Origin of the sequence: Saliphagus sp. GCM10025317 (assembly GCF_042663665.1) — an archaeon.
GTDB lineage: Archaea > Halobacteriota > Halobacteria > Halobacteriales > Natrialbaceae > Natronosalvus.
On record NZ_JBHTAQ010000007.1, the window covers coordinates 390,595 to 408,608 of the forward strand.

Sequence of the window (18,014 nt, forward strand, 5' to 3'; positions counted from 1 at the left end):
CGAACTGGTCGCGATGATCGCACTCGACCTCGAGTTCGATTCGACGGCGTCAGTCCGTGTCGGACCTGCCGGACCCGTCGGGCCCGTCGGGCCCGCCCATCGGATCGACGCCGACCTCGAGCGACGACCCAAAGTATTTCGAGAGGACCTCGGTGACGTCGTCGGCCTTGAACGACTCGAGGTCGTCCTCGACCGCCGATTTCAGGGCCTCGAGGTAGGGTTCGTCCGCGTAGAACGCCCGGAACTCGACGGTCTCGACTGGCAGCCCGAGTTTCTCGGAGATCAGCGCTCCAGCGTGGCGCTCGTCGCCGAGTTCGCCGCGCCAGAGGAGATCGCGAAACAGCCGCCACCCCTGGTTGCCGGGTTCGGCCGCCTCGAGCAGACAGCGTCGCTCGACGACGGGTGAATCGACTGTCAGCCCGGGGTCGACGGGCGTGAGTCTGGCTTCGACCAGGAACGCGTAGTGTGCCTCCATCGTTCCGTTCTGGTATAGTGCCGATTCAGGCGCCGTGTTCGGACTCTATCAACTCCGCCATCTCGAGGTCGTCCTCCGTGATCCCACCCGCGTCGTGGGTCGTGAGTCGAATCTCGACTTCGTCGTAGCGGATCGTTATCTCGGGGTGGTGGAACTGTGATTCGGCGATTTCGCCGACCATCTGGGCGAAGTTCACCCCGCGCAGGTAGTCGTCGAACTCGTAGACGCGAACGATTTCGTCGCCCTCGCGGTCCCACGCTGCCGGGAGTCGGTCCGAGATTTCGTCGTCGGAGAGTACGTCAGCCATAATCCCTCGAACGCAAGCCAGTGAAATAACGATTGTGCCGACGACCCGCCTCAATCGTCGTCGAGCGCGCCGATCGAGGCGTCCCGGTCGGCGGTCGCCTCACTCGCGGCTGTCGCCGTCCTCACACCGGCCGCGCCGATCCCGTCGTCGCCACCGAAGTCCGGATCGAACAGCTGCAGGGCCGTGTTGATCGTCGCCCAGTCGTCCTCGGCGGCGGCCTCCCGCAGGCTCTTCGTCGGCGGGGCGAGCAACTGGCCGACTAGCGCGTCGGCCATCGCCTCGATAATCTCGCGCTGGTCGTCGGTGAGTCCCTCGCCCGTCGCCTCGAGTCGCGAGAGTGCCGTCTCGAGTTCGCGTCGTTTCAGTCGCTCGGCGGACTCGTACATCGCCGCGATCACCTCGTCGGCGCGGGCGCGCTTGTACTGCGCACAGAGGTGGTCGAACTCCGCGTCGACGATGGCTTCCACATCGCGAGCGGCGTCCAGGCGCTGCTCGCGGGTCTCCGCGGTGAGTTCCTCGAGGTCGTCCAGGTCGTAGAGCGTCACGGTCTCGAGGGAACCGGCGGCAGGGCGGACGTCGCGGGGCTGACCGAGGTCGACGACGACCTGCTCGCGCGCGCCGAGGTGGGTCGGCTCCAGGACCGGGGCGGCGCTGCCGGTCGCCGCGATGACGACTCCTGCGTCGGCCGCGACCGCCTCGAGCGCCTCGAGGGAAACGGCCGCCCCCTTGACTGAAAGGTCGTCGACCAGGTGTTCGGCGTGTGGAACGGTTCGGTTGGCGACGACGACCTCGTCGACGCCCGAATCGGCGAGACTGCGGGCGGCGAGTTGCCCCATTTCGCCGGCGCCGACGACGAGGGCGGTTTCGCCCTCGAGGTCGAGGTCTGTCGCGGCGAGTCGGGTCGCGGCCGAGCCCAGGGAGACGACGCCCTCGTTGATCGCCGTTTCGGTGCGTGCGCGTTCCCCGACCCGGATCGCTTTGGTGACGGCTCGTTCGAGTAATTCGCCGATGCCGCCGCCGGCACGGGCGTCCTCGTAGGCCGTCCGCACCTGTCCGATGATCTGGTCCTCACCGACGACGACCGACTCGAGGCCGGCGGCGACCCGGAGGAGGTGTCTGAGACTCGACTCGTGGTCGCTCGCGATTAGCGCATCCGCGTCGACGCCCTCGAAGAACGCCTCGAGGGCTGTCCGTCCGTCGGTCGGGTCGGCGGTGACGACGTAGGCTTCGACCCGGTTACACGTCGAGAGGACGTACGCCTCTTCGACGTCCGGGGCGGACACCAGGGTGTGCACGGCCAGTCGCTGGCTCTCGGGGCTGGCCGCGGCGATGTCGTCGATGCCGCCGCTCTCGTGGGTCACCCGCATCCCGGAGACCACGCCCGCGCGGATCACCGCGACTCACCACCCAGTCGTTCCTCAGCTAGCACGTCGTCGATCACTTGCCGGTGGTTGGTGGTACCCGTACGTAAAGCTGTCCAAACCGACGACGTATTGACGACGTCTGTGACGATCTGCCGCCGTCGCTCGGGGTCGACCTCGCGGGCCTTAAGTTCCGCTCGCAGCTCCGCGAGCAACGTCGCCATCTCGCCGGCGCCTGCCAGCGCGTCCTCGAGTTCTTGCCTGAGGTACTTGCTCAGCGCGGGGGCGGTTCCTCCGGTTCCGATTGCGACGGTCACGGGCGGGTCCTCGACGGTCGCGGGCACGACGACGCTCCCCGGCTCGCGCGATCCGGCCCTGTCGGCCCGGTTGACAAGGACGCCGCGGTCTCGAGCGGCGGCGACGACAGCGTCGTTGACCGTCTCGTCGTCGGTCGCGGCAACGACGAGCGCGGGGTCGTGGCGCTCGAGCCACTCCGCCACGTCCGCGGGGTCGGGAGCCGCTCGAATCCGCTCGGCGTCGTCGAAGTCCGCGTCGCCGAAGTCGGGACTGACGACGTACACCTGCGCCTCGCGGGCGAACCGGCGAGCCTTGCGCGCGCCGACGGGGCCGCCGCCGAAGACGAGGACGGTCGCGTCCGTGAAGTCGTGAAACAGTGGGATCATCGGTAGCGTCTCGAGGGGGTTATCGCGACGTCGCCTCGGGTTGCGTCTGCGTGTCCGTGTCCGTCTCCGACTCGGTGTTCGCGTCCGCCCGCTCCGCGAGCCTGATCCCGGTCTTCTTCAGGATCTGCGTCGAGAACAGGGTGTCCCAGTCGTCGTCCGTGACGTCCCAGTACTCGGCCATCGTCTCCCGGACCTGTTCGACGCGTCGATCGCTCTCGGCCTCGCTCCGACCGTGGGTCATCGCGAAGACGTTGTACGGCCAGACGCCCTCGTGGCGCGGGCGCTCGTAGCAGTGGGTGACGAACGGCAGGGCGGCCACCTCGGGACCGACCTCGGAAACTACCTCGTCGGGGACGTCCCAGACCGTCATCCCGTTTTCCGTGTAGCCGAGCGCGTAGTGGTTCGGGATCACGCCGATCCGTCGAATTTTCCCTTCCCGGTCGAACCGGGCGAGCGTCTCGAGCGTCCACTCGAGGTCCTGCCCGATGGCCGCGGCCACGTCGGCGTAGGGCGTGTCGGTGATCGGGAACCCGTTCTGGACCTCGAGGACGAGGTCGCGCTCGGCGGGCGTCAACGACGCGCGGTCAGTCGGCTCGACGGCGGGGCCGAGGTCGGTCAGGTCGAGGCCGCCGTCCTGGAGGGGGCCGTCGACGTAGAACTTCGCCTCGACGCGGAACTCCTGCAGTTTGGGCAGGTTGTACGTCTCCTGGCCGGTTTCGGCTTCGATGTCCTCGAGCACTCGCTCGACTTCCGCCTCGTCGGCAACCGAGACGACGAACCATACGTTCAGGTGCGGATGCTCGCGCTCGTAGTTGTGCGCCACCTCGAGATGATCGTTGACCGCCTCGACGACCTCATCGAACCGGTCTTCGGGGGCGTGCATCGCGACCAGGGTCGCCGCGCCGCCGATCTCCTGGGCGTTCACGAGGGGGCCGAACCGGGAGAGGATGCCCCGTTCGTCGAGGTCGGCCACGGTCTCGAGGAGTTCGTTCGCGGTGATCGCGACCCCGGCCTCGCACATGGCGGCCGCCGCCGGCTCGAAGGGCGATTCGACGACCGGAAAACCGCCCTGGAAGGCGTTGACGACCGCCCGTTCGCGCTCGGTGAGGTCGACGTCCGTGTTCATGCACGGATGTCGGGACGGACGGGACATAAGCGCCTCGGGAGCGCCTCTCGACCGGATAGCCGATGGCGACGAACGCACACTCGAGTACCTCGGCCGTCTACGACGTTGAAAGTGGACGAGTCCGCGGTGTACTGACCAATACTATACATTTTATAGCTAAACCGACTAAGAGCCGGGGTGGTTGCGGCTCGATGAAACAGGTATCCCGTTCCGAACTAGCCTTCGACGCCAGTCACGTCGTAGCCCAACTCCTCGATATCCTCGAGGATCGCCTCGTGGTCGGCGCTCGCCTCGTAGTAAATCACGATGTCGAACGTCCCCTGGCGCAATAGCTGCTGGCACTCCCAGACGAACTCCTCGTCCTCGAGGGTCAGCCCCTGGTGCTGGTTCGAGGAGAAGTTCGGGTCGTCGTTGCCCGAGTAGACGAAGCAGTCGTTCGGCTCGTGACCCGCGTGCTCGGCGATGATGTCGCCGACGTCGATCGTCGCTTGCATCATCTGGACGTCCTCGTCGGAGCCGTACTCGGTGTGGACGACCGCCCCGTTGAGCTGGATGTCCCCCGGCTCGAGCAACGCCTTCGTCCGCTGGTAGAGGTCCTCGTCGATCGCGTTTGCCATGTCTCGAGGGTTAGTGCGCCGACGGATAGCCGTCACGGTTCTCGTCGATACCTTTCTCCCTCCCAACTCCGTGCGACTGCGAGACAGAACAGGACCTCGCCACTCGAACGAGCTGTTTGCGGACGAAACACACACAAGAACCATAACGTTAGCCATTCTTGGTATCGACGATGAGGAGTTGGCTTCGCCGGCGGATCAACTGGGGCTACGAGCGGCTGCTTTCGAGCGAGGTCTCCGGCGCGCCGACGCACGTCGCCGTGATCCAGGACGGGAATCGCCGCTACGCCCGGCAACGCGGCGACGACGCCCCCGACGGGCATCGCGCCGGCGCCGACACGACCGAACGAGTCCTCGAGTGGTGCCAGGAAATCGGCGTCGAGGAACTCACCCTCTACGCGTTCTCGACGGAGAACTTCTCCCGACCCGAACACGAACGGGAGGCGCTGTTCGACCTACTCTGTGAGAAACTCCGGGAGTTCGCCGACGCCGACCGCGTCCACGACAACGGCGTCTGCATCCGCGCCATCGGCGACATCGAGCGCCTGCCGCCCCGGGTTCGCGAGACCATCGACTACGCGGAGTCGCGGACGGCCGACTACGACCGGTTCGTCCTCAATATCGCACTTGCCTACGGCGGTCGGACCCACCTGCTCGAGGCCGCCCGGAGCGTCGCTCGAGACGTCGAGGCGGGGACGCTCTCGCCGGCGGACATCGACGTCGAGACGATCGACGAGCGCTTATATGGGCAGTCGGTTCGCGACGTGGATCTGATCATCCGAACCGGCGGCGACGAGCGAACCTCGAACTTCCTGCCCTGGCACGCCAACGGCAACGAGGCTGCGGTATACTTCTGTGCGCCGTACTGGCCGGAGTTCTCCAAAGCCGACTTCCTGCGCGGGATTAGGACCTACGAACACCGCGAGGCGTCCTGGCGACGGACGCGCGCTCGACGGGCGCTGGCGCTGCTGGGTGCCGTGAGCGAACCCGAACTCGCCGATGCGCGGGCGATCCTCTCGCGGTTTCGCGATTCCTTGCCGACGGCCGAACAGTCGGCAGTCGACGAACTCGAGAACCTGAGCGCCGATGCCGACGGACGGGTCGAAACGGTCGACTCGAACGGACGGGTGGCGGATTGATCGGCTCCGCTACCCGGTGAGAATTCGCGTAACCGCGAGTCGGCGTACCGTTCTGCGGCCTACGTACAGTTGCAACTCGAGTAGCCGTAGCGTCACCGCGACGAGCGACGATAAAAGATACTTACGACTGGTCGGTTCGGCCGAAGACGCCGTCGTTGAACTTCTCTGCCGTCATCAGGGTGTATCCCAGGAGCGCGACGGCGAACAGGATGGCCATCGAGAGCGGCGAGAAGGCCGTGACCTCGAGGATGGCACCGAGGAATACCATCGCGGAGACGCCGGTGAAGCCCACGAAGCGGCCCGACGCGAAGTCGGGGCTCGTGCTGGCGTCCGGCCCCTGGTCGTCGCCGTCCCGCTCGGCGTCGATGTATCGGTCCATCTCGTCGGCGAGGGGTTTCCGCTCGACGATGCCGCGACTCTGGTTGTAGTCGATAATCCCGGCCTTGTCCAGCTTGGGCAGGTGGGACTGGTAGAGCGGGATGTACACGCGCTGGCGCTCCTGTGAGGACAGTTGCTCGACAGTCGTGTCGTTCTCCCAGGCAGCTACCTGTTCCGCGATGTCAGGCATGCGTACGGAGTCGTCTTTCCCCTGCAAGTATTGCAGGACGAAGCGACGACGCTCGTTTTGCAGCAGGTGGAAGATTTCGTCCTTCGAAAGGGTGAGCTCTTCCTCCGCGTCTGCGTCTTCGGGCGCGGATCCGCTGATGGGGGATTCGTCGACGGCCGGTGTGTCGTGCGTCGTGGATGCGGTTCGTGACTGACTCATCATCAGGTACGATAGCGGAGAGGGTAATAAAGCGATAAACCTCATCCAGTAAATTTCGAACAGTTGCAGTGGCCTCTACAATTGTTTCCGCCGCTCGAAAACTGTTGCAGAATCCAAAACCCGCAGCAGTGGCGGCAATACCTGGAAATCGTAAACGGTGCTTACCGAGGTGTAAACGTTGCTTGCAATTTGCGTTTTTCGCGCCATTTCACGCTCTTTCGCAAACTTGCCGTGCAATAGCCCGGGACAGACGAAAGATTTATTACTGGGCTTCGGATCGGGCGCTATTAGTCAGTGTTCCTGTGTGAGGCGCGCGTTCGGCCCGTCGTCTCTACGTGTCGCGACAGGCGTCCCACGGCGGAGCCACATCGCCCTCGAGGAGTGTCGAATTCGTCTCGTCGCGCTCTCGGGTTGCAACTCACACAACGTTACACTGCGACGATGGATCGGCGCTGTACAGTACAAACTCTCTCGAGACGACGCCACTCGAGATTCGAGAGACGAGTTCTCAACCCTATGGTGCCGTGCCAGGGTACTCGCTCGTAAGACTGCCGTCGAAGCCGAGACCCCTTCTCAGGAAGGATGCAGTCCACCGATCTCGAATCGCGCGCCGGTTTCGCGCTCGCTGTCGACCGCTTCGATCTCCCACCCGTGTGCCTCGACGATTTGCTTGACGATCGGGAGGCCGAGGCCGGTCCCGTTGCCTCCGGTCGTGAACCCCCGGTCGAAAATCGTCTCGCGGTCGTCGGGGTCGATGCCGGGACCGTCGTCCTCGACGAACACGCCCGATCGTCCGTTCTCGAGCACCCCGACTCGCACCGTCACGTCGTCCCCTGCGTGCTCGATGGCGTTTCGAAACAGGTTCTCGAACACTCGCTCGAGCCGATCGACGTCCGCCTCGACGGTTCCCGACAGCGACTCCGTTCGGAGCGTTGCCTCGGGCGCGGCCACCTGCGACCAGGCGTCGTCGACGACAGCATCGAGTGAGACCCGTTCGGTGACGTCGAGCGTTTCGCCCTCTCTGGCGAGCGAGAGCAGTTCGTCGATCATCTCGCTCATCCGCTCGAGCGAGTCGTCGACCTGCTCGAAATCCTCCGGTTCGTAGCTCTCTCGAGCGATGGAGAGGTACATCTGGGCGATGCCGAGCGGATTTCGCAGTTCGTGAGCGAGAATGCTCGCGAACTCGTCGAGGCGCTTGTTCTGGCGCTCGAGTTCGCGTTTCTGTCGGCGCTGCTCGGTCACGTCGCGAAACGTTCCGATAATCTCCTCGGGTTCGTTCGCGGTGTCGATCCTGGCTGTGTTGACCTCCGCAATTCGGCGGCGTCCGTCGACGGTTCGGTACGCAACTTCGCGTTCCTCGTCCCCTGTCTCGTCCACCGGACGGAGCTGTTCGAGGACGTCGTCCGAAAACGTGTCCAGGTCCTGTAAGCACTCGCCGACGACCTGAGTGGGCTCGAGGCCCGTCTTCGCACAAAATGCCCGATTGACCTCCCTGACGAGGCCGTTGGCTCGAAAGACGAACGCCGGATCCGGTGCCGTGTGAAAGAGCGTCTGGAATCGCTCGCGACTTTGCCGCTTTTGCTCGGTGAGCGCGACCGACTCTCGCCGTTTGGCGAGGAGATCGTCGATCTGTTCGCGCAACTCGGCTTTCCTGACCGGGACCGTCACGACCGCGTCGATACAGTGACGGTCCAGCGCGACCGGCGTGTGGGACCGATTCGTGACCAGCAGGTACGGCAAGAACGTCGGTCGGACGGCTTCCTTTCGGGACGTACACCACTCCTCGAGCCGTCTAAACGCCCCTTCGTCGACGATACAGAGGTCGAACGCGACGTCGACCGTCTCTACGACGTCGGGGACGACGACGTCGTATCTCGGTGTCAACCAGTCGACGAGCAACTGCCGGTTCCGGTCGTGATCGACGAGTAACAGGACTCGCGTTCGGGGCGTGACGGCCGACTCGTCGTCGCTCGCTCCCTGCCGTTTTCCGGTCGACGGTGGAGTCATTCGCCTGGATGGAGGGTCGAATCGGGGTGGGCAGGTCGTTCGTCGGTTCGCGTCGGAATCCCGCTGAGAATGCCCTGGAGGTTCCTGAGCGGCTCGCCGACTTTGATACCGTGACTCGAGATCTCGAACTCGCGCATCGTCCGTTCGAAGTCACTCGTCCGCTTTTTCAACACACCGATGACTTTCTTCATCTCACCATCGACCTCGATATATCGCAGGAAGATGATGTTATCGGAGAGATAGCTAATGTCGACGTCGGTCGCTTCGAACTGACTCGCCACCGTCCCGACCTCCTCGACGAGAATTACGGTTACCCCCCTGGACTTCAGGTATCGGCCCAGCGAATGAAGCTTCCGAATCAGTCGTTCTCGCTCGCCACGTAGCGACAGTCGGTACCCGTTGATGCCGTCGATCATCACGATTTTCGTGTCGTTTTCCTCGACTTCGCGTCGTACCTCGTGTGCGAACTCCTCGGCGGAGCGGTTGAGCGGTTCGACCTCTTCGACGGCGAGCGTTCCGTGTTCGACCATGTTCGTGACCGGGATGTTGACGTTCTCGGCTCGCGTGAAGAACGTCTTCTTGGTCTCTTCGAACATGTAGATGACCGACCGCTCACCACGTCCGGCGGCCTCTTTCATGAACTGGGCACCGGTCGTCGTCTTGCCGACGCCAGTCGGCCCGCTGATGACGGTAATCGTCCCCCGGTCGATACCGCCCATCAGCAGTTCGTCGAACGTCGGGACGCCGGACTGGACCGTTCCCAACCCCGCATCGGCGGCCTGCTCTGGAATTGTGAGGCGGGGAAACACGTCGACGCCGTCGTCTCGAATTCGAAGCGAGTGTGGGCCCCGCCTGGCGTCCGAACCGCGAAGTTTTGGGACGGAAATCGTCCGCCCGTGTTCGGTGTTTTCGAGGTGAAACGTCCCGTCGCTCAGGAACTGGAGATCGTCGTCGGAAGCCCCCACCATGTGCTGGGACGTGAACATCACGGTGGTATCCATATTCTGTAAAAACCGCATGAAGGAGATGACCTGCTGGCGGAACTGGTACTCGTCAGGGACGAGGTGACGAAGTCGCGTGATCGGATCGATGAACACGCGACTGGGCTCGATCTCCTCGATCCGGGCGGTTACTTCGTCGGCGAACGACTCCTGGTCTACCTCGTCGGGGGAGAAGATGCTGTAGTTCTGTGACTCGCGGAACAGATCCGAACTCGGGCTCATGTCCAGAAACTCGACGGGGGACAGATCGAGGCCGACGGACACGGCGTTTCGTGTGATGTCCGCCGTGGACTCCTCGAGATTAATACAGAGGACGTCCTCTGGATCGCCGTTTTCGGTTCCTGCGAGCAAGAAGTGCAGGCCGATCATCGTCTTCCCCGTTCCGGGGCTTCCTCGTATCAGGTAGCTTCTGTTCGGGATCAATCCGCCGTCGATAATCGTGTCGAGACCGGCTATTCCGGTCGAGATTCGATCTGCTGGTGGCATGGATACGCTCGTTTCGTCGGTGTGGTGTGTGGGTATTCGTCTCTATGTCGATCAATCCTCGAGCGGTCTCACGAGATCCGATGCGTTCGGCGTCCGATGACCGACGGACGAATCAGTGGTTGCGGAACTCCGCACGGAGATCTTCGTCGTCCAGCTCTGTCGCTGTGGCCGAGAGGTCTTCCCGCAGAGAATCGACCTGTTCGGCGAGTTTCTGGTACTCTTCGTTCGAAGAGAGGTCGTCTTCGCTCTTTTTCGCCTCGAGGGACGCCTTCTTCGAGGCGAGCGAGAGGAACTGTTGCATCTGTTCGTCGTACGTCGACCGATCCAGCAGTTTCGAGACCGTCTCCCGGAGTTCGTTCGGCTCCGAAACCGGTTTTTCGAGGTACATATCGAACCCCATGTCGATGATGTCGAAGTCCGGCTCGACGGCCGAGACGATCGCAACCCGACAATCCAGGTCGCGCTCCCGAATCGTCTCCAGGAGTTCGTCACCGGAGACGTCCGGCATGCGCCTGTCGAGCAGGACGACGTCGACCCTCTCGTCGAGGTTCTCGAGCGCATCCGGGCCGCTGTTTGCGGCTTTGACCTCGTAACTCCCCTCGAGCCACCTCGCGTACGCACTGGTAATTGCGGGCTCATCGTCGACGATGAGCACCGTCCCCCCATTCGAGTCGTCCGATGTGTTTGTTGATGTCGCCATGTATTATACAGGAAATATGTTGTCGCTCGTGTCGTATTTGACGCTCTTTGGTATCTGCTTCCATACCTTAGTAATTTCGGCCATCCCAACCAATCCCGGTCTGTCCCATCCAGCGTTACCGGCACGTACACCCGATCTCGAGCGCGGCTGTGCAACCGTCAGACCGACAGCAGACGACCTATTCGCCTTTCAGCGGCGTCGTTCGTTCGCTCGACGTGCCGGATGGAGAGACGGCCGCGTCGGGTTCGTAGCCGGCGAGGAAAACGAGATTGCCGCGGCCAACCTGCACGCGCGTGATCAACCCATCTTCTTCCATGCTCGAGAGCTTGCGACTGACGGAGGAACTCGACCATTTAGTTTCCTCGACGAGGTCCGACTGTCGCATTCGGCCGCCAGACTGGGCGATCAACTGCTGGATCTGTTCTTGGTCCGTCAGCAGCGGATCGTCCGACTCGGGTGCCGCCGACGATTCGATCGATTCGCTGGTTCCGTTCGATCCGTTCTGGGATGGTGTTGGCGGTTCGGTGTCGACGTCACGGGGTGGCTGGTCCGTCTCCGTATCGGGCGATCCGTTAGTCGCAGGGCCGGTTTCGCCGCCGTCGAGCGTCCGGTCGCGTGTTTGCTTCCGAGCACTGCTACCTCCACCGTCTCCGTCGATTCTGTTGCTTCCATCGCCTGACCAGAGCGAGCTAACCCAGGTCTTGAACTCGGTGAGCGGCGAGTGTTCGTCTCCGCCGCTGTCTCGTCGCGGTTCGTGGTGGCGTTCGATGTCGGGCGCACGTTCGTGGGTCGATTGATCCAACTCTTCTCGCTCCGATGTCAACGCTGCGGCGTCTTGATCGCGATCGGGCTCGTGGGGGGCGTCCGCGCGTGACTTGCTCCCGACGAGTGTCCAGTCGTCTTCGCCGGTTTCGGTTTGACTGACCTCGGCAACGATGTCGAAGAGTACCGAGAGCGTGTTGATCGTTTCCTCGTCGTGGATCGTGGGATCCATCTGGTAGTACCCGATCGCTCCAGCAGCCTGCACGCGGTGGATGAGAATGTGCAGATATCGAAATGCAGTGTCGAAATCGATGTACTCGAGCAGGATCGTCAACGTCTGGACGGAGATGACCGACTGCCTGCCGTCGTCTTGCCAGCGTTTCAGTTCGTCGCCGAGATGGGTGACGACGTCGATGGGGTCCTGTGGGCTTGCACGGACCGTATTTATCGTTCCAGACCGCTGCTGGTCGGTACTAATCTCCTCGCCAGGTTCCGATCCGTTGTGGATGAAGGTAATTTCGTTTGGTGGGCCGTTATCGGCGGCTTCCCAGTCGGTCAACCACATGCTCGGTGGCTGCGTGTACGTCACGACAGCCATGTTCGTCCTGGACGGGTTGGTAGTCGAAAGCAGCTCCGTGAACGCTTTCGTCCCATGGGGGGTGAGCGGCGAGAGAACGAGAACGTTCGTCCCCTCTTGAATGTGCTCTCGTTTGAATTCCTCTAATTTCATACGCGTTTTAGTCACCGGTTATCATCTGACTGCTGTCCCGACAGGGACAGGGTTCCGTGTGCCCCTCATCGGTGCCTCTGACTGACCATCACCCGTCGGCTCCGTCGATGGCCGTCGCGAACGTTCGTGGTCGTACTGTCGTTTCCTCTGACGGTACCTGGCCGCCGCTGGATTACGTCGCCCATCGTTCGGTGGACGACTCGACTGAACCGCGTTACCGTTACGTTTTCTTGCCATTTGTCCAGACAGCACGCGTCTTGTCGTGATTGTACTCGTGTAGCCGTTCTCCGCTCGTCGAGGATTGGTCGCACCGTCAACCTGATCCGGATACACGCTTCCCCGGCCCACTCACGCCATCCTACGGGGGTGCTCGATATTCGTGAGGGGCCTTCCGATAGACTTGCTATCTCTGTTCCAATTCTGGGAACTGAGGGGGCTTTGTCCTTGTCCCAAAATGTTTCGGTATATCCGAGAGTGACACCATTCCGTCCCGGAACGAGGTATTCGCGCCACCGTCCCACCCGTTCCCGTGGAGATGATCACGTGTCGCCCTCTCGAGAACACTGTCCGGCCCCGTCGCGGACACGAATCAAACCGTGCTGGCCGTCACCGCCCGAACCGCCTCGAGCGATTACAGAACTCCCGGACTGCTCGGAGGAAATCCCGCTTTCGAACGTTGCGCCAGTTGACGTCGGTGAAGTACAGTTCGGAGTAGACCGACTGCCAGATCATGAAGTCCGAGAGCCGTTCGGCACCGGTCTTGATCACGAGATCTGGTTCGTCCGGGAAGATCAGGTGTGTTTCGACATCGTCGTCGTCGATCATCGACGGCTCGAGGTCGCCTGCTTCGACGTGCTCGGCGAGCGTCCGGACTGCACTCGTAAATTCGTGTTTTCCACCGAGCCCGATTCCGATCTGGATTGGCGTGTCCGCCGATTGTCGGTCGTCCGGTCCTCGGACGGCTACCGCTCGAGGGGCGTCGATTTCCTCGAGTTCGCGTCGCAGCGTCGGTACGGCCGCCGCGTCGAGCACGCTCACATAAACGGTGACGCGCTCGGCGTACTCGAAGGCCCAGGTGAAGAACTCCGCGAGCGTCTCGTAGGCACCGCGCTCGAGGAGGTCACGTTCGGTGATCACGAGTGCGACGTGAGCCGGCGGCTCACCCTCGTGGTGACGGATCCGTGCGGCGAGATACCGTTCGTACAGGCCCACGACGTCTCGTATTCCCGGCCGGCAGATACCGATTACGGTGTGAGCTCGTTCGGTGGGCGGGTTAGCAGTAGGGCGATAGTAGGGCAATAGGCGGACAGAAGTGGGACGATAGGAGGCGAGAGTGGGACGATTTTCGAATCGGCCAACCGACCGATCTGGGCCGGTTGAGCACTCGAGCGACCGAATGCGTCGCCTCGACACGCCCGGGGCAGTTGACGAACCTTCAAGTACCCCCCACAGAAAGGAATCGACACCGTGACGACACCGGTTCGACGGGCAGGAGCCTTCGCCGCACTCTGTACGCTCTCGCTGGCCGTTCCGATTCTCGGCCCGGAGCTGTCGGCCCCGATCGCCCTCGTCCTCGCGCTGGTGGCCGTCGCCGTCACCGACGGCCCCGTCTTCGATCTCTTCGCGTTTCCGGACGACTACGCCGAGGGACGCCTGTTCGGGCTCCTCACGTTCGTTCTCGCCGCGACGACGCTCGGTCTGCTCGCCGTCAACTGGTCGCTCCCGCTCTCGATTTTCGTCGGCGTCGTCTTCCTCGTGGGATACGGCAGCCTGGCGGAGACGTTCGTCCGAACGCGAACCGACGCCGACATCCTCCAGACGATCGCGTTCGGAGCTGTCGGTTCGGTCGCCGCCATCGCCGGACAGCTCGGCGCTCGGCTGGCCATCGATGCCCCGCTCGAGAGCGCGTTCCCGGTGGTCGTGTTTCTGGCCGTGAGCGGCACGTTCCTCGCGGCGTTGCTCCGCGACGTCCTGATCAGCTACGACGACCCGATCGTCCTGCTCACCGTCGGCCTCTCGCTGTGGCTCCTGTACGAACTCGAGCCGAGCGTCGGCGTTGCGGGGATATTCGTCGCCATCGCGATTACGATGGCAATCGGATACGTCTCCTACGCGCTAGGTGCGGCCTCTATCGCCGGAATGCTCACCGGTATCTTGCTCGCGCTCTTGACCATCGTCCTCGGCGACTACGGCTGGTTCGCCGTCCTCATTACGTTCTTCGGCGTGGGAAGCCTCTCGACGCGGTTTCGGTACGAGCAAAAGACCAACCGTGGCGTCGCCGAGGAAAACGACGGCGCACGCGGGAGTTCGAACGTGATCGGCAACACCGCGGCCGCGCTGGTCGCCGTCGTCGGCTTCGCCGCCAGCGAGGCCGGCCTGCTCGCCGTCGACCCCGACCTCTTTCTGTTCGCGTTCGCCGGATCGATCGCGACCGCGCTCAGCGACACGCTCTCGAGCGAAATTGGGTGCGTCTTCGATTCCCCGCGACTGATCACGACGTTCGAGCGCGTCGAACCGGGAACCGACGGCGGCGTCACCTGGCAGGGCGAACTCGCTGGCGTCGTCGGTTCGGCCGCGGTTGCGGGCGTGAGCTACGTGGCGTATCCCGGCGTCGGGCTCACGGGGGCGCTCGTCATCGGCGTCGCCGGCTTCCTGGGGATGACCGCCGACAGCATTCTGGGGGCGACCCTCGAGGGCGACGTTCTCGGCAACCAGAGCGTGAACTTCCTCGCGACGGTCACGGGTGCGCTCGCTGGTGCGGTGCTTTATGCCGTCGTCTGACCCACTTGACGCCGTCGTCTGGTTCGCTGTCCGCCGTCGTCCGAACTACTTCTCGACCTCGAGCAACGCCACCCGCTCGCAGACGAGGTCCTCGAGGCTCGCCGCCGTCGCCGCTCGCTCGGCGTAGCTGATTTCGAAGAACGAACGCAGGGTGTTCAGGTTCGGGTCCACGTTCACGTCTGTGTCTGCATCTACGTCTACATCTCCATCCGCGTCTGCGCCCACGCCTCCTTCTACCGTTTCGAGCGCCGACACGGACTCGAGACCAAATCTATCCTCGAGGTCGGTCCGGGCCGCGAGTTCGTCGCCTTCTCCGTCGACCAGCACGACCACGTCGGAGCCCCCTTCGTCGACGCCCATCTCGAGGGCGCGGTCGATCTGGCGACGTCCGGCGGCGTAGCACAGAATTTCGACGGCCCGGTCACGGGCGACGTTCTCGCCGCGCTCGGTGGCCCGATCCGCGAGGGCGACGGCTTGCTCGAGGTGGCGTCGACCCGCGACGTACCGGGCGTCGAACGCCTGGATCGTCACGTCGTGTGTCTCGCCGATTTCGCCGAGGTCCGCGATGAACGAGTCGAGGTCGTCCACGCGGAGTCGGCCCTCGAGGAGCTCCATCAGAAATCACCCAGCGATGCCTGCGTTTCGTCGTCATCGTCTTCTGCATTGGCGCCGGCGGATTCGACGCCCTCACTCTCGCTGGCGCCACCACCACTGCCGCCACTTCGGGGCGACCCGTCCGGCGCTCGCGGCTCGACGCCGTCCATCGATGGATCCTCGCGACCGGCGTTCTCGAGGACTGTTTCGGCGGTCTTCTCCCCTCTAAGTGCGCCGAGCACGATGCCCTTGTCCGCCGCCCGGAGATCCGCGGGCGTCTCGAGCCCCGCGGCGTACAGCTGCCGGGCGCGCTTGCGACCGACGCCGCGGATCCCGACCAGTTCGAGCAGGTCCTCGCGGACGCCGTGTTCGACGCGGGCGCGGGCCTCCCGCACTGCGACCGTCCACTCGCTGCCGATTTCGCCGGCCAGCGATTCGGCCGCGCCCAGGAGCCACTCGGCCGTGTCGACCTTCCCGCGAAGGTCGCCTGGCCCGATCTTGTAGCGATCCGTGAGCCGATCCTCGTCGTCCTCCTCGGCCCAGTCCTCGAGCAGCTTTCCGGTCTTGAGGGCGGCGAGCCAGTCCTCGAAGCGGGCGTCCTCGTACTCGCTCGGGGCGTCGCCGAGCAACTCGGCCTCGCGTTCGTAGAACAACTCGCCGAATTGCTCGTCCTCGCCCGACCGGAGGTAGAGTTCGTACATGTCCGGCGTGCGGGCGATCAGCTGGTACAGGCCGAGGGGCGTCGGTCGTTCGTCGGCGGATTCGAGCCCGTGGACGATTTCGGCGGCGCTCATCGGGTCGAGGTAGAGCCGCGAGACGGTGTGGCCGAGGCTCGTCGCCCGGAGCGTGACCGCCTCGTCGCTCGAGTCCGACTCGGCGAGGTCGGCCGCGGAGACGAACGCGCCCTCGTCGACGGGTTCTGTTTCGCTCTCGTTCCCGCTCCCGATCCCGCCCTCTCGTTCGATGAAGTCGTTCCGCTCGAGGTAGCCCAATACGTCGTCGGTGACGGTCTCGAGGCGGCCGGCCTCGCCCGACTGGCTGGCGTAGAGCGTATCCGAGAGAAACGAGAGTAGCCCCCCGCGCGTAGTGGCGAACCCGGACGCGACCGTGGCCAGCACGTGCGTTCGGAGGGCGGGTTCGGCGGCGAGCTTCGAGCGAACGTCCTCGGGCTCGGCCCAGACGTAGCGCTCGAAGAGGTCGTCCATCTCGTCGTGGTTCTTCGCGAGCAGGACGGCTTCGCCGTAGGGGTCCAGTCCCGGACGGCCCGCTCGCCCCATCATCTGGTGGACTTCGAGAACGTTCAGGGGCGCCATTCCACCGGCGGTGGCGTCGAAGCGCCGCCAGTCGCGAACGACGACGCGGCGAGCGGGCGTGTTGACGCCGGCGGCGAGAGTCGGGGTCGCCGAAATCACTTTCAGCAGGCGGTCGCGAAAGGCGCCCTCGACCAGCGTCCGGTGCTCGCTCGCCAGGCCGGCGTGGTGAAATGCCGAGCCCTGCTCGACGCAGGTCGCCAGGTCGTCGCTCGTCTCGGTGTCGCTCACGTCCCGAATTTCGGTCGCCAGGTCGACGAGTCGTCCTCGCTCGTCGGTCGTGAGTTGGGGACCGCTGGTCCGCGCTAACCGGCGGGCTGCCGCCTCCGCATTCCGTCGCGAGTTGACGAACACGAGCGAGGAACCGCCCTCCTCGAGAATGTCCCTGACGAGGGCTTCCTCTTGCTTCTCCGAGCCCTCGACGGGTACCTCGCGGGTCGTTCCGTCGTCGAAGTGGAGCGCGTTGCCGTAATGAACCCCCGTCTGGAGGTCGATTGGCCGCCAGTCGCTGTCGACCAGCTCGGCGTCGAGCCAGCCCGCGATCTCGTCGGCGTTGCCGACCGTCGCTGAGAGTGCGACGACCTGGAGAGTAGGGTTGAGTTGCCGCAGTTTGGCCAGCGTCACCTCGAGCGTCGGTCCCCGGTTGCGGTCGTCGATCAGGTGGACCTCGTCGCTCACGACGCAGGTCAGTTCCGAGAGCCAGTCGGCGCCGTTGCGCACGAGCGAGTCGACCTTCTCGCTCGTGGCGACGATCAGGTCCTTCGTGGCGAGCCAGTCGCTCGTCGACTCGTAGTTGCCCGTGGTGACGCCCGTCGTCACGCCGAACCGTTCGAACGCGTCGAACTCGGCCTTCTTCTCGCTTGCGAGCGCCCGGAGCGGGACGATGTACAGCGCCTTCCCGCCGCGTTCGATAGCCGACAGCATCGAGAGGGCGGCGATCATCGTCTTCCCGCTCGCGGTCGGCACCGCGGCGACGAGGCTATCGCCCTCGAGGATGCCCGCCTCGACGGCCTCAGCCTGGGGCGGGTACAGCTCCTCGATCCCCTCCTCACGGAAGTGCTCGCGGGCGCCGGGGGGCAGTCCCGCGAGGTCCTCGACGTTCATTGCCGTTCGTTGGGCCGTGCCCGGGTTTAAACTGTCGTCTCTTGGCGATAGGAGACGACGGCGAATGC

Annotated in this window: 16 protein-coding genes; 2 read left to right on the plus strand and 14 right to left on the minus strand. The window is 64.1% G+C overall.

All coding sequences use genetic code 11. From position 1 onward, the window contains the following. Window positions 1-49: 49 nt before the first annotated feature. From lwrS to ACFQS4_RS16505, 6 genes are all read right to left on the minus strand, one after another. Window positions 50-475, minus strand: coding sequence for an LWR-salt protein (gene lwrS / locus ACFQS4_RS16480; protein ID WP_500194484.1), 426 nt, complete (start codon window positions 473-475; stop codon window positions 50-52). Between the two features lie 25 nt (window positions 476-500). Then, complete coding sequence (locus ACFQS4_RS16485; RefSeq protein ID WP_312910216.1) at window positions 501-782, minus strand: 4a-hydroxytetrahydrobiopterin dehydratase; 282 nt, start codon at window positions 780-782, stop codon at window positions 501-503. Between the two features lie 50 nt (window positions 783-832). Next, entirely contained in the window at window positions 833-2,176 is a 1,344-nt protein-coding gene (hemA, locus tag ACFQS4_RS16490) for a glutamyl-tRNA reductase (RefSeq protein ID WP_500194486.1), read from the minus strand. Next, window positions 2,173-2,826, minus strand: a complete 654-nt coding sequence (locus tag ACFQS4_RS16495; protein ID WP_500194488.1) for a precorrin-2 dehydrogenase/sirohydrochlorin ferrochelatase family protein — start codon at window positions 2,824-2,826, stop codon at window positions 2,173-2,175. The genes hemA and ACFQS4_RS16495 overlap by 4 nt, the downstream gene beginning before the upstream one ends. A gap of 19 nt (window positions 2,827-2,845) precedes the next feature. Beyond that, window positions 2,846-3,952 (minus strand): siroheme decarboxylase subunit beta, encoded by a 1,107-nt coding sequence (ahbB, locus tag ACFQS4_RS16500; RefSeq protein ID WP_500194491.1) that lies wholly within the window; start codon window positions 3,950-3,952, stop codon window positions 2,846-2,848. A 215-nt stretch (window positions 3,953-4,167) separates the two neighbouring features. Further along, window positions 4,168-4,569, minus strand: a complete 402-nt coding sequence (locus ACFQS4_RS16505; RefSeq protein ID WP_500194493.1) for a DUF5778 family protein — start codon at window positions 4,567-4,569, stop codon at window positions 4,168-4,170. A 170-nt stretch (window positions 4,570-4,739) separates the two neighbouring features. On the opposite strand from ACFQS4_RS16505, the gene uppS reads away from it, so the two are divergent. Continuing rightward, window positions 4,740-5,705, plus strand: a complete 966-nt coding sequence (gene uppS / locus ACFQS4_RS16510; RefSeq protein ID WP_500194495.1) for a polyprenyl diphosphate synthase — start codon at window positions 4,740-4,742, stop codon at window positions 5,703-5,705. 121 nt (window positions 5,706-5,826) lie between these two features. Here the strand turns inward: uppS and ACFQS4_RS16515 are convergent, their stop codons facing one another. The 6 genes from ACFQS4_RS16515 to ACFQS4_RS16540 all read right to left on the minus strand — a co-directional run bounded on the left by ACFQS4_RS16515 (window position 5,827) and on the right by ACFQS4_RS16540 (window position 13,369). After that, window positions 5,827-6,471: a DUF7344 domain-containing protein gene (locus tag ACFQS4_RS16515; RefSeq protein WP_500194498.1), complete on the minus strand. Its 645-nt coding sequence runs from the start codon at window positions 6,469-6,471 to the stop codon at window positions 5,827-5,829. Window positions 6,472-7,044: 573 nt separating this feature from the next. Beyond that, window positions 7,045-8,478, minus strand: coding sequence for an ATP-binding protein (locus ACFQS4_RS16520; protein WP_500194500.1), 1,434 nt, complete (start codon window positions 8,476-8,478; stop codon window positions 7,045-7,047). Beyond that, window positions 8,475-9,965, minus strand: coding sequence for an ATPase domain-containing protein (locus ACFQS4_RS16525; protein ID WP_500194503.1), 1,491 nt, complete (start codon window positions 9,963-9,965; stop codon window positions 8,475-8,477). The genes ACFQS4_RS16520 and ACFQS4_RS16525 overlap by 4 nt, the downstream gene beginning before the upstream one ends. A 112-nt stretch (window positions 9,966-10,077) precedes the next feature. Next, window positions 10,078-10,665: a response regulator transcription factor gene (locus ACFQS4_RS16530; protein WP_500194505.1), complete on the minus strand. Its 588-nt coding sequence runs from the start codon at window positions 10,663-10,665 to the stop codon at window positions 10,078-10,080. Window positions 10,666-10,843: 178 nt separating this feature from the next. Continuing rightward, window positions 10,844-12,157, minus strand: coding sequence for a helix-turn-helix transcriptional regulator (locus ACFQS4_RS16535; RefSeq protein WP_500194507.1), 1,314 nt, complete (start codon window positions 12,155-12,157; stop codon window positions 10,844-10,846). A gap of 606 nt (window positions 12,158-12,763) precedes the next feature. Continuing rightward, entirely contained in the window at window positions 12,764-13,369 is a 606-nt protein-coding gene (locus tag ACFQS4_RS16540; RefSeq protein WP_500194509.1) for an undecaprenyl diphosphate synthase family protein, read from the minus strand. A gap of 255 nt (window positions 13,370-13,624) precedes the next feature. On the opposite strand from ACFQS4_RS16540, the gene ACFQS4_RS16545 reads away from it, so the two are divergent. Next, window positions 13,625-14,938 carry a DUF92 domain-containing protein gene (locus tag ACFQS4_RS16545; RefSeq protein WP_500194511.1) on the plus strand — a complete coding sequence of 438 codons (1,314 nt, stop codon included), beginning with the start codon at window positions 13,625-13,627 and terminating at the stop codon, window positions 14,936-14,938. A 45-nt stretch (window positions 14,939-14,983) separates the two neighbouring features. Here ACFQS4_RS16545 and cgi121 read toward each other — a convergent pair whose 3' ends face one another. Next, window positions 14,984-15,553: a KEOPS complex subunit Cgi121 gene (gene cgi121 / locus ACFQS4_RS16550; RefSeq protein WP_500194513.1), complete on the minus strand. Its 570-nt coding sequence runs from the start codon at window positions 15,551-15,553 to the stop codon at window positions 14,984-14,986. Further along, window positions 15,553-17,946, minus strand: coding sequence for an ATP-dependent DNA helicase (locus ACFQS4_RS16555; protein WP_500194516.1), 2,394 nt, complete (start codon window positions 17,944-17,946; stop codon window positions 15,553-15,555). The genes cgi121 and ACFQS4_RS16555 overlap by 1 nt, the downstream gene beginning before the upstream one ends. Window positions 17,947-18,014 lie beyond the last annotated feature (68 nt).

Excerpts from the sequence above, each read along its gene's own strand:
- ACFQS4_RS16555 (WP_500194516.1), bottom strand. The coding sequence starts at position 17,946 with ATGAACGTCGAGGACCTCGCGGGACTGCCCCCCGGCGCCCGCGAGCAC.
- ACFQS4_RS16505 (WP_500194493.1), bottom strand. The coding sequence starts at position 4,569 with ATGGCAAACGCGATCGACGAGGACCTCTACCAGCGGACGAAGGCGTTG.
- ACFQS4_RS16520 (WP_500194500.1), bottom strand. The coding sequence starts at position 8,478 with ATGACTCCACCGTCGACCGGAAAACGGCAGGGAGCGAGCGACGACGAG.
- ACFQS4_RS16495 (WP_500194488.1), bottom strand. The coding sequence starts at position 2,826 with ATGATCCCACTGTTTCACGACTTCACGGACGCGACCGTCCTCGTCTTC.
- uppS (WP_500194495.1), top strand. The coding sequence starts at position 4,740 with ATGAGGAGTTGGCTTCGCCGGCGGATCAACTGGGGCTACGAGCGGCTG.
- ACFQS4_RS16515 (WP_500194498.1), bottom strand. The coding sequence starts at position 6,471 with ATGAGTCAGTCACGAACCGCATCCACGACGCACGACACACCGGCCGTC.
- ACFQS4_RS16535 (WP_500194507.1), bottom strand. The coding sequence starts at position 12,157 with ATGAAATTAGAGGAATTCAAACGAGAGCACATTCAAGAGGGGACGAAC.
- ACFQS4_RS16485 (WP_312910216.1), bottom strand. The coding sequence starts at position 782 with ATGGCTGACGTACTCTCCGACGACGAAATCTCGGACCGACTCCCGGCA.
- cgi121 (WP_500194513.1), bottom strand. The coding sequence starts at position 15,553 with ATGGAGCTCCTCGAGGGCCGACTCCGCGTGGACGACCTCGACTCGTTC.
- lwrS (WP_500194484.1), bottom strand. The coding sequence starts at position 475 with ATGGAGGCACACTACGCGTTCCTGGTCGAAGCCAGACTCACGCCCGTC.
- ahbB (WP_500194491.1), bottom strand. The coding sequence starts at position 3,952 with ATGAACACGGACGTCGACCTCACCGAGCGCGAACGGGCGGTCGTCAAC.
- ACFQS4_RS16525 (WP_500194503.1), bottom strand. The coding sequence starts at position 9,965 with ATGCCACCAGCAGATCGAATCTCGACCGGAATAGCCGGTCTCGACACG.
- ACFQS4_RS16530 (WP_500194505.1), bottom strand. The coding sequence starts at position 10,665 with ATGGCGACATCAACAAACACATCGGACGACTCGAATGGGGGGACGGTG.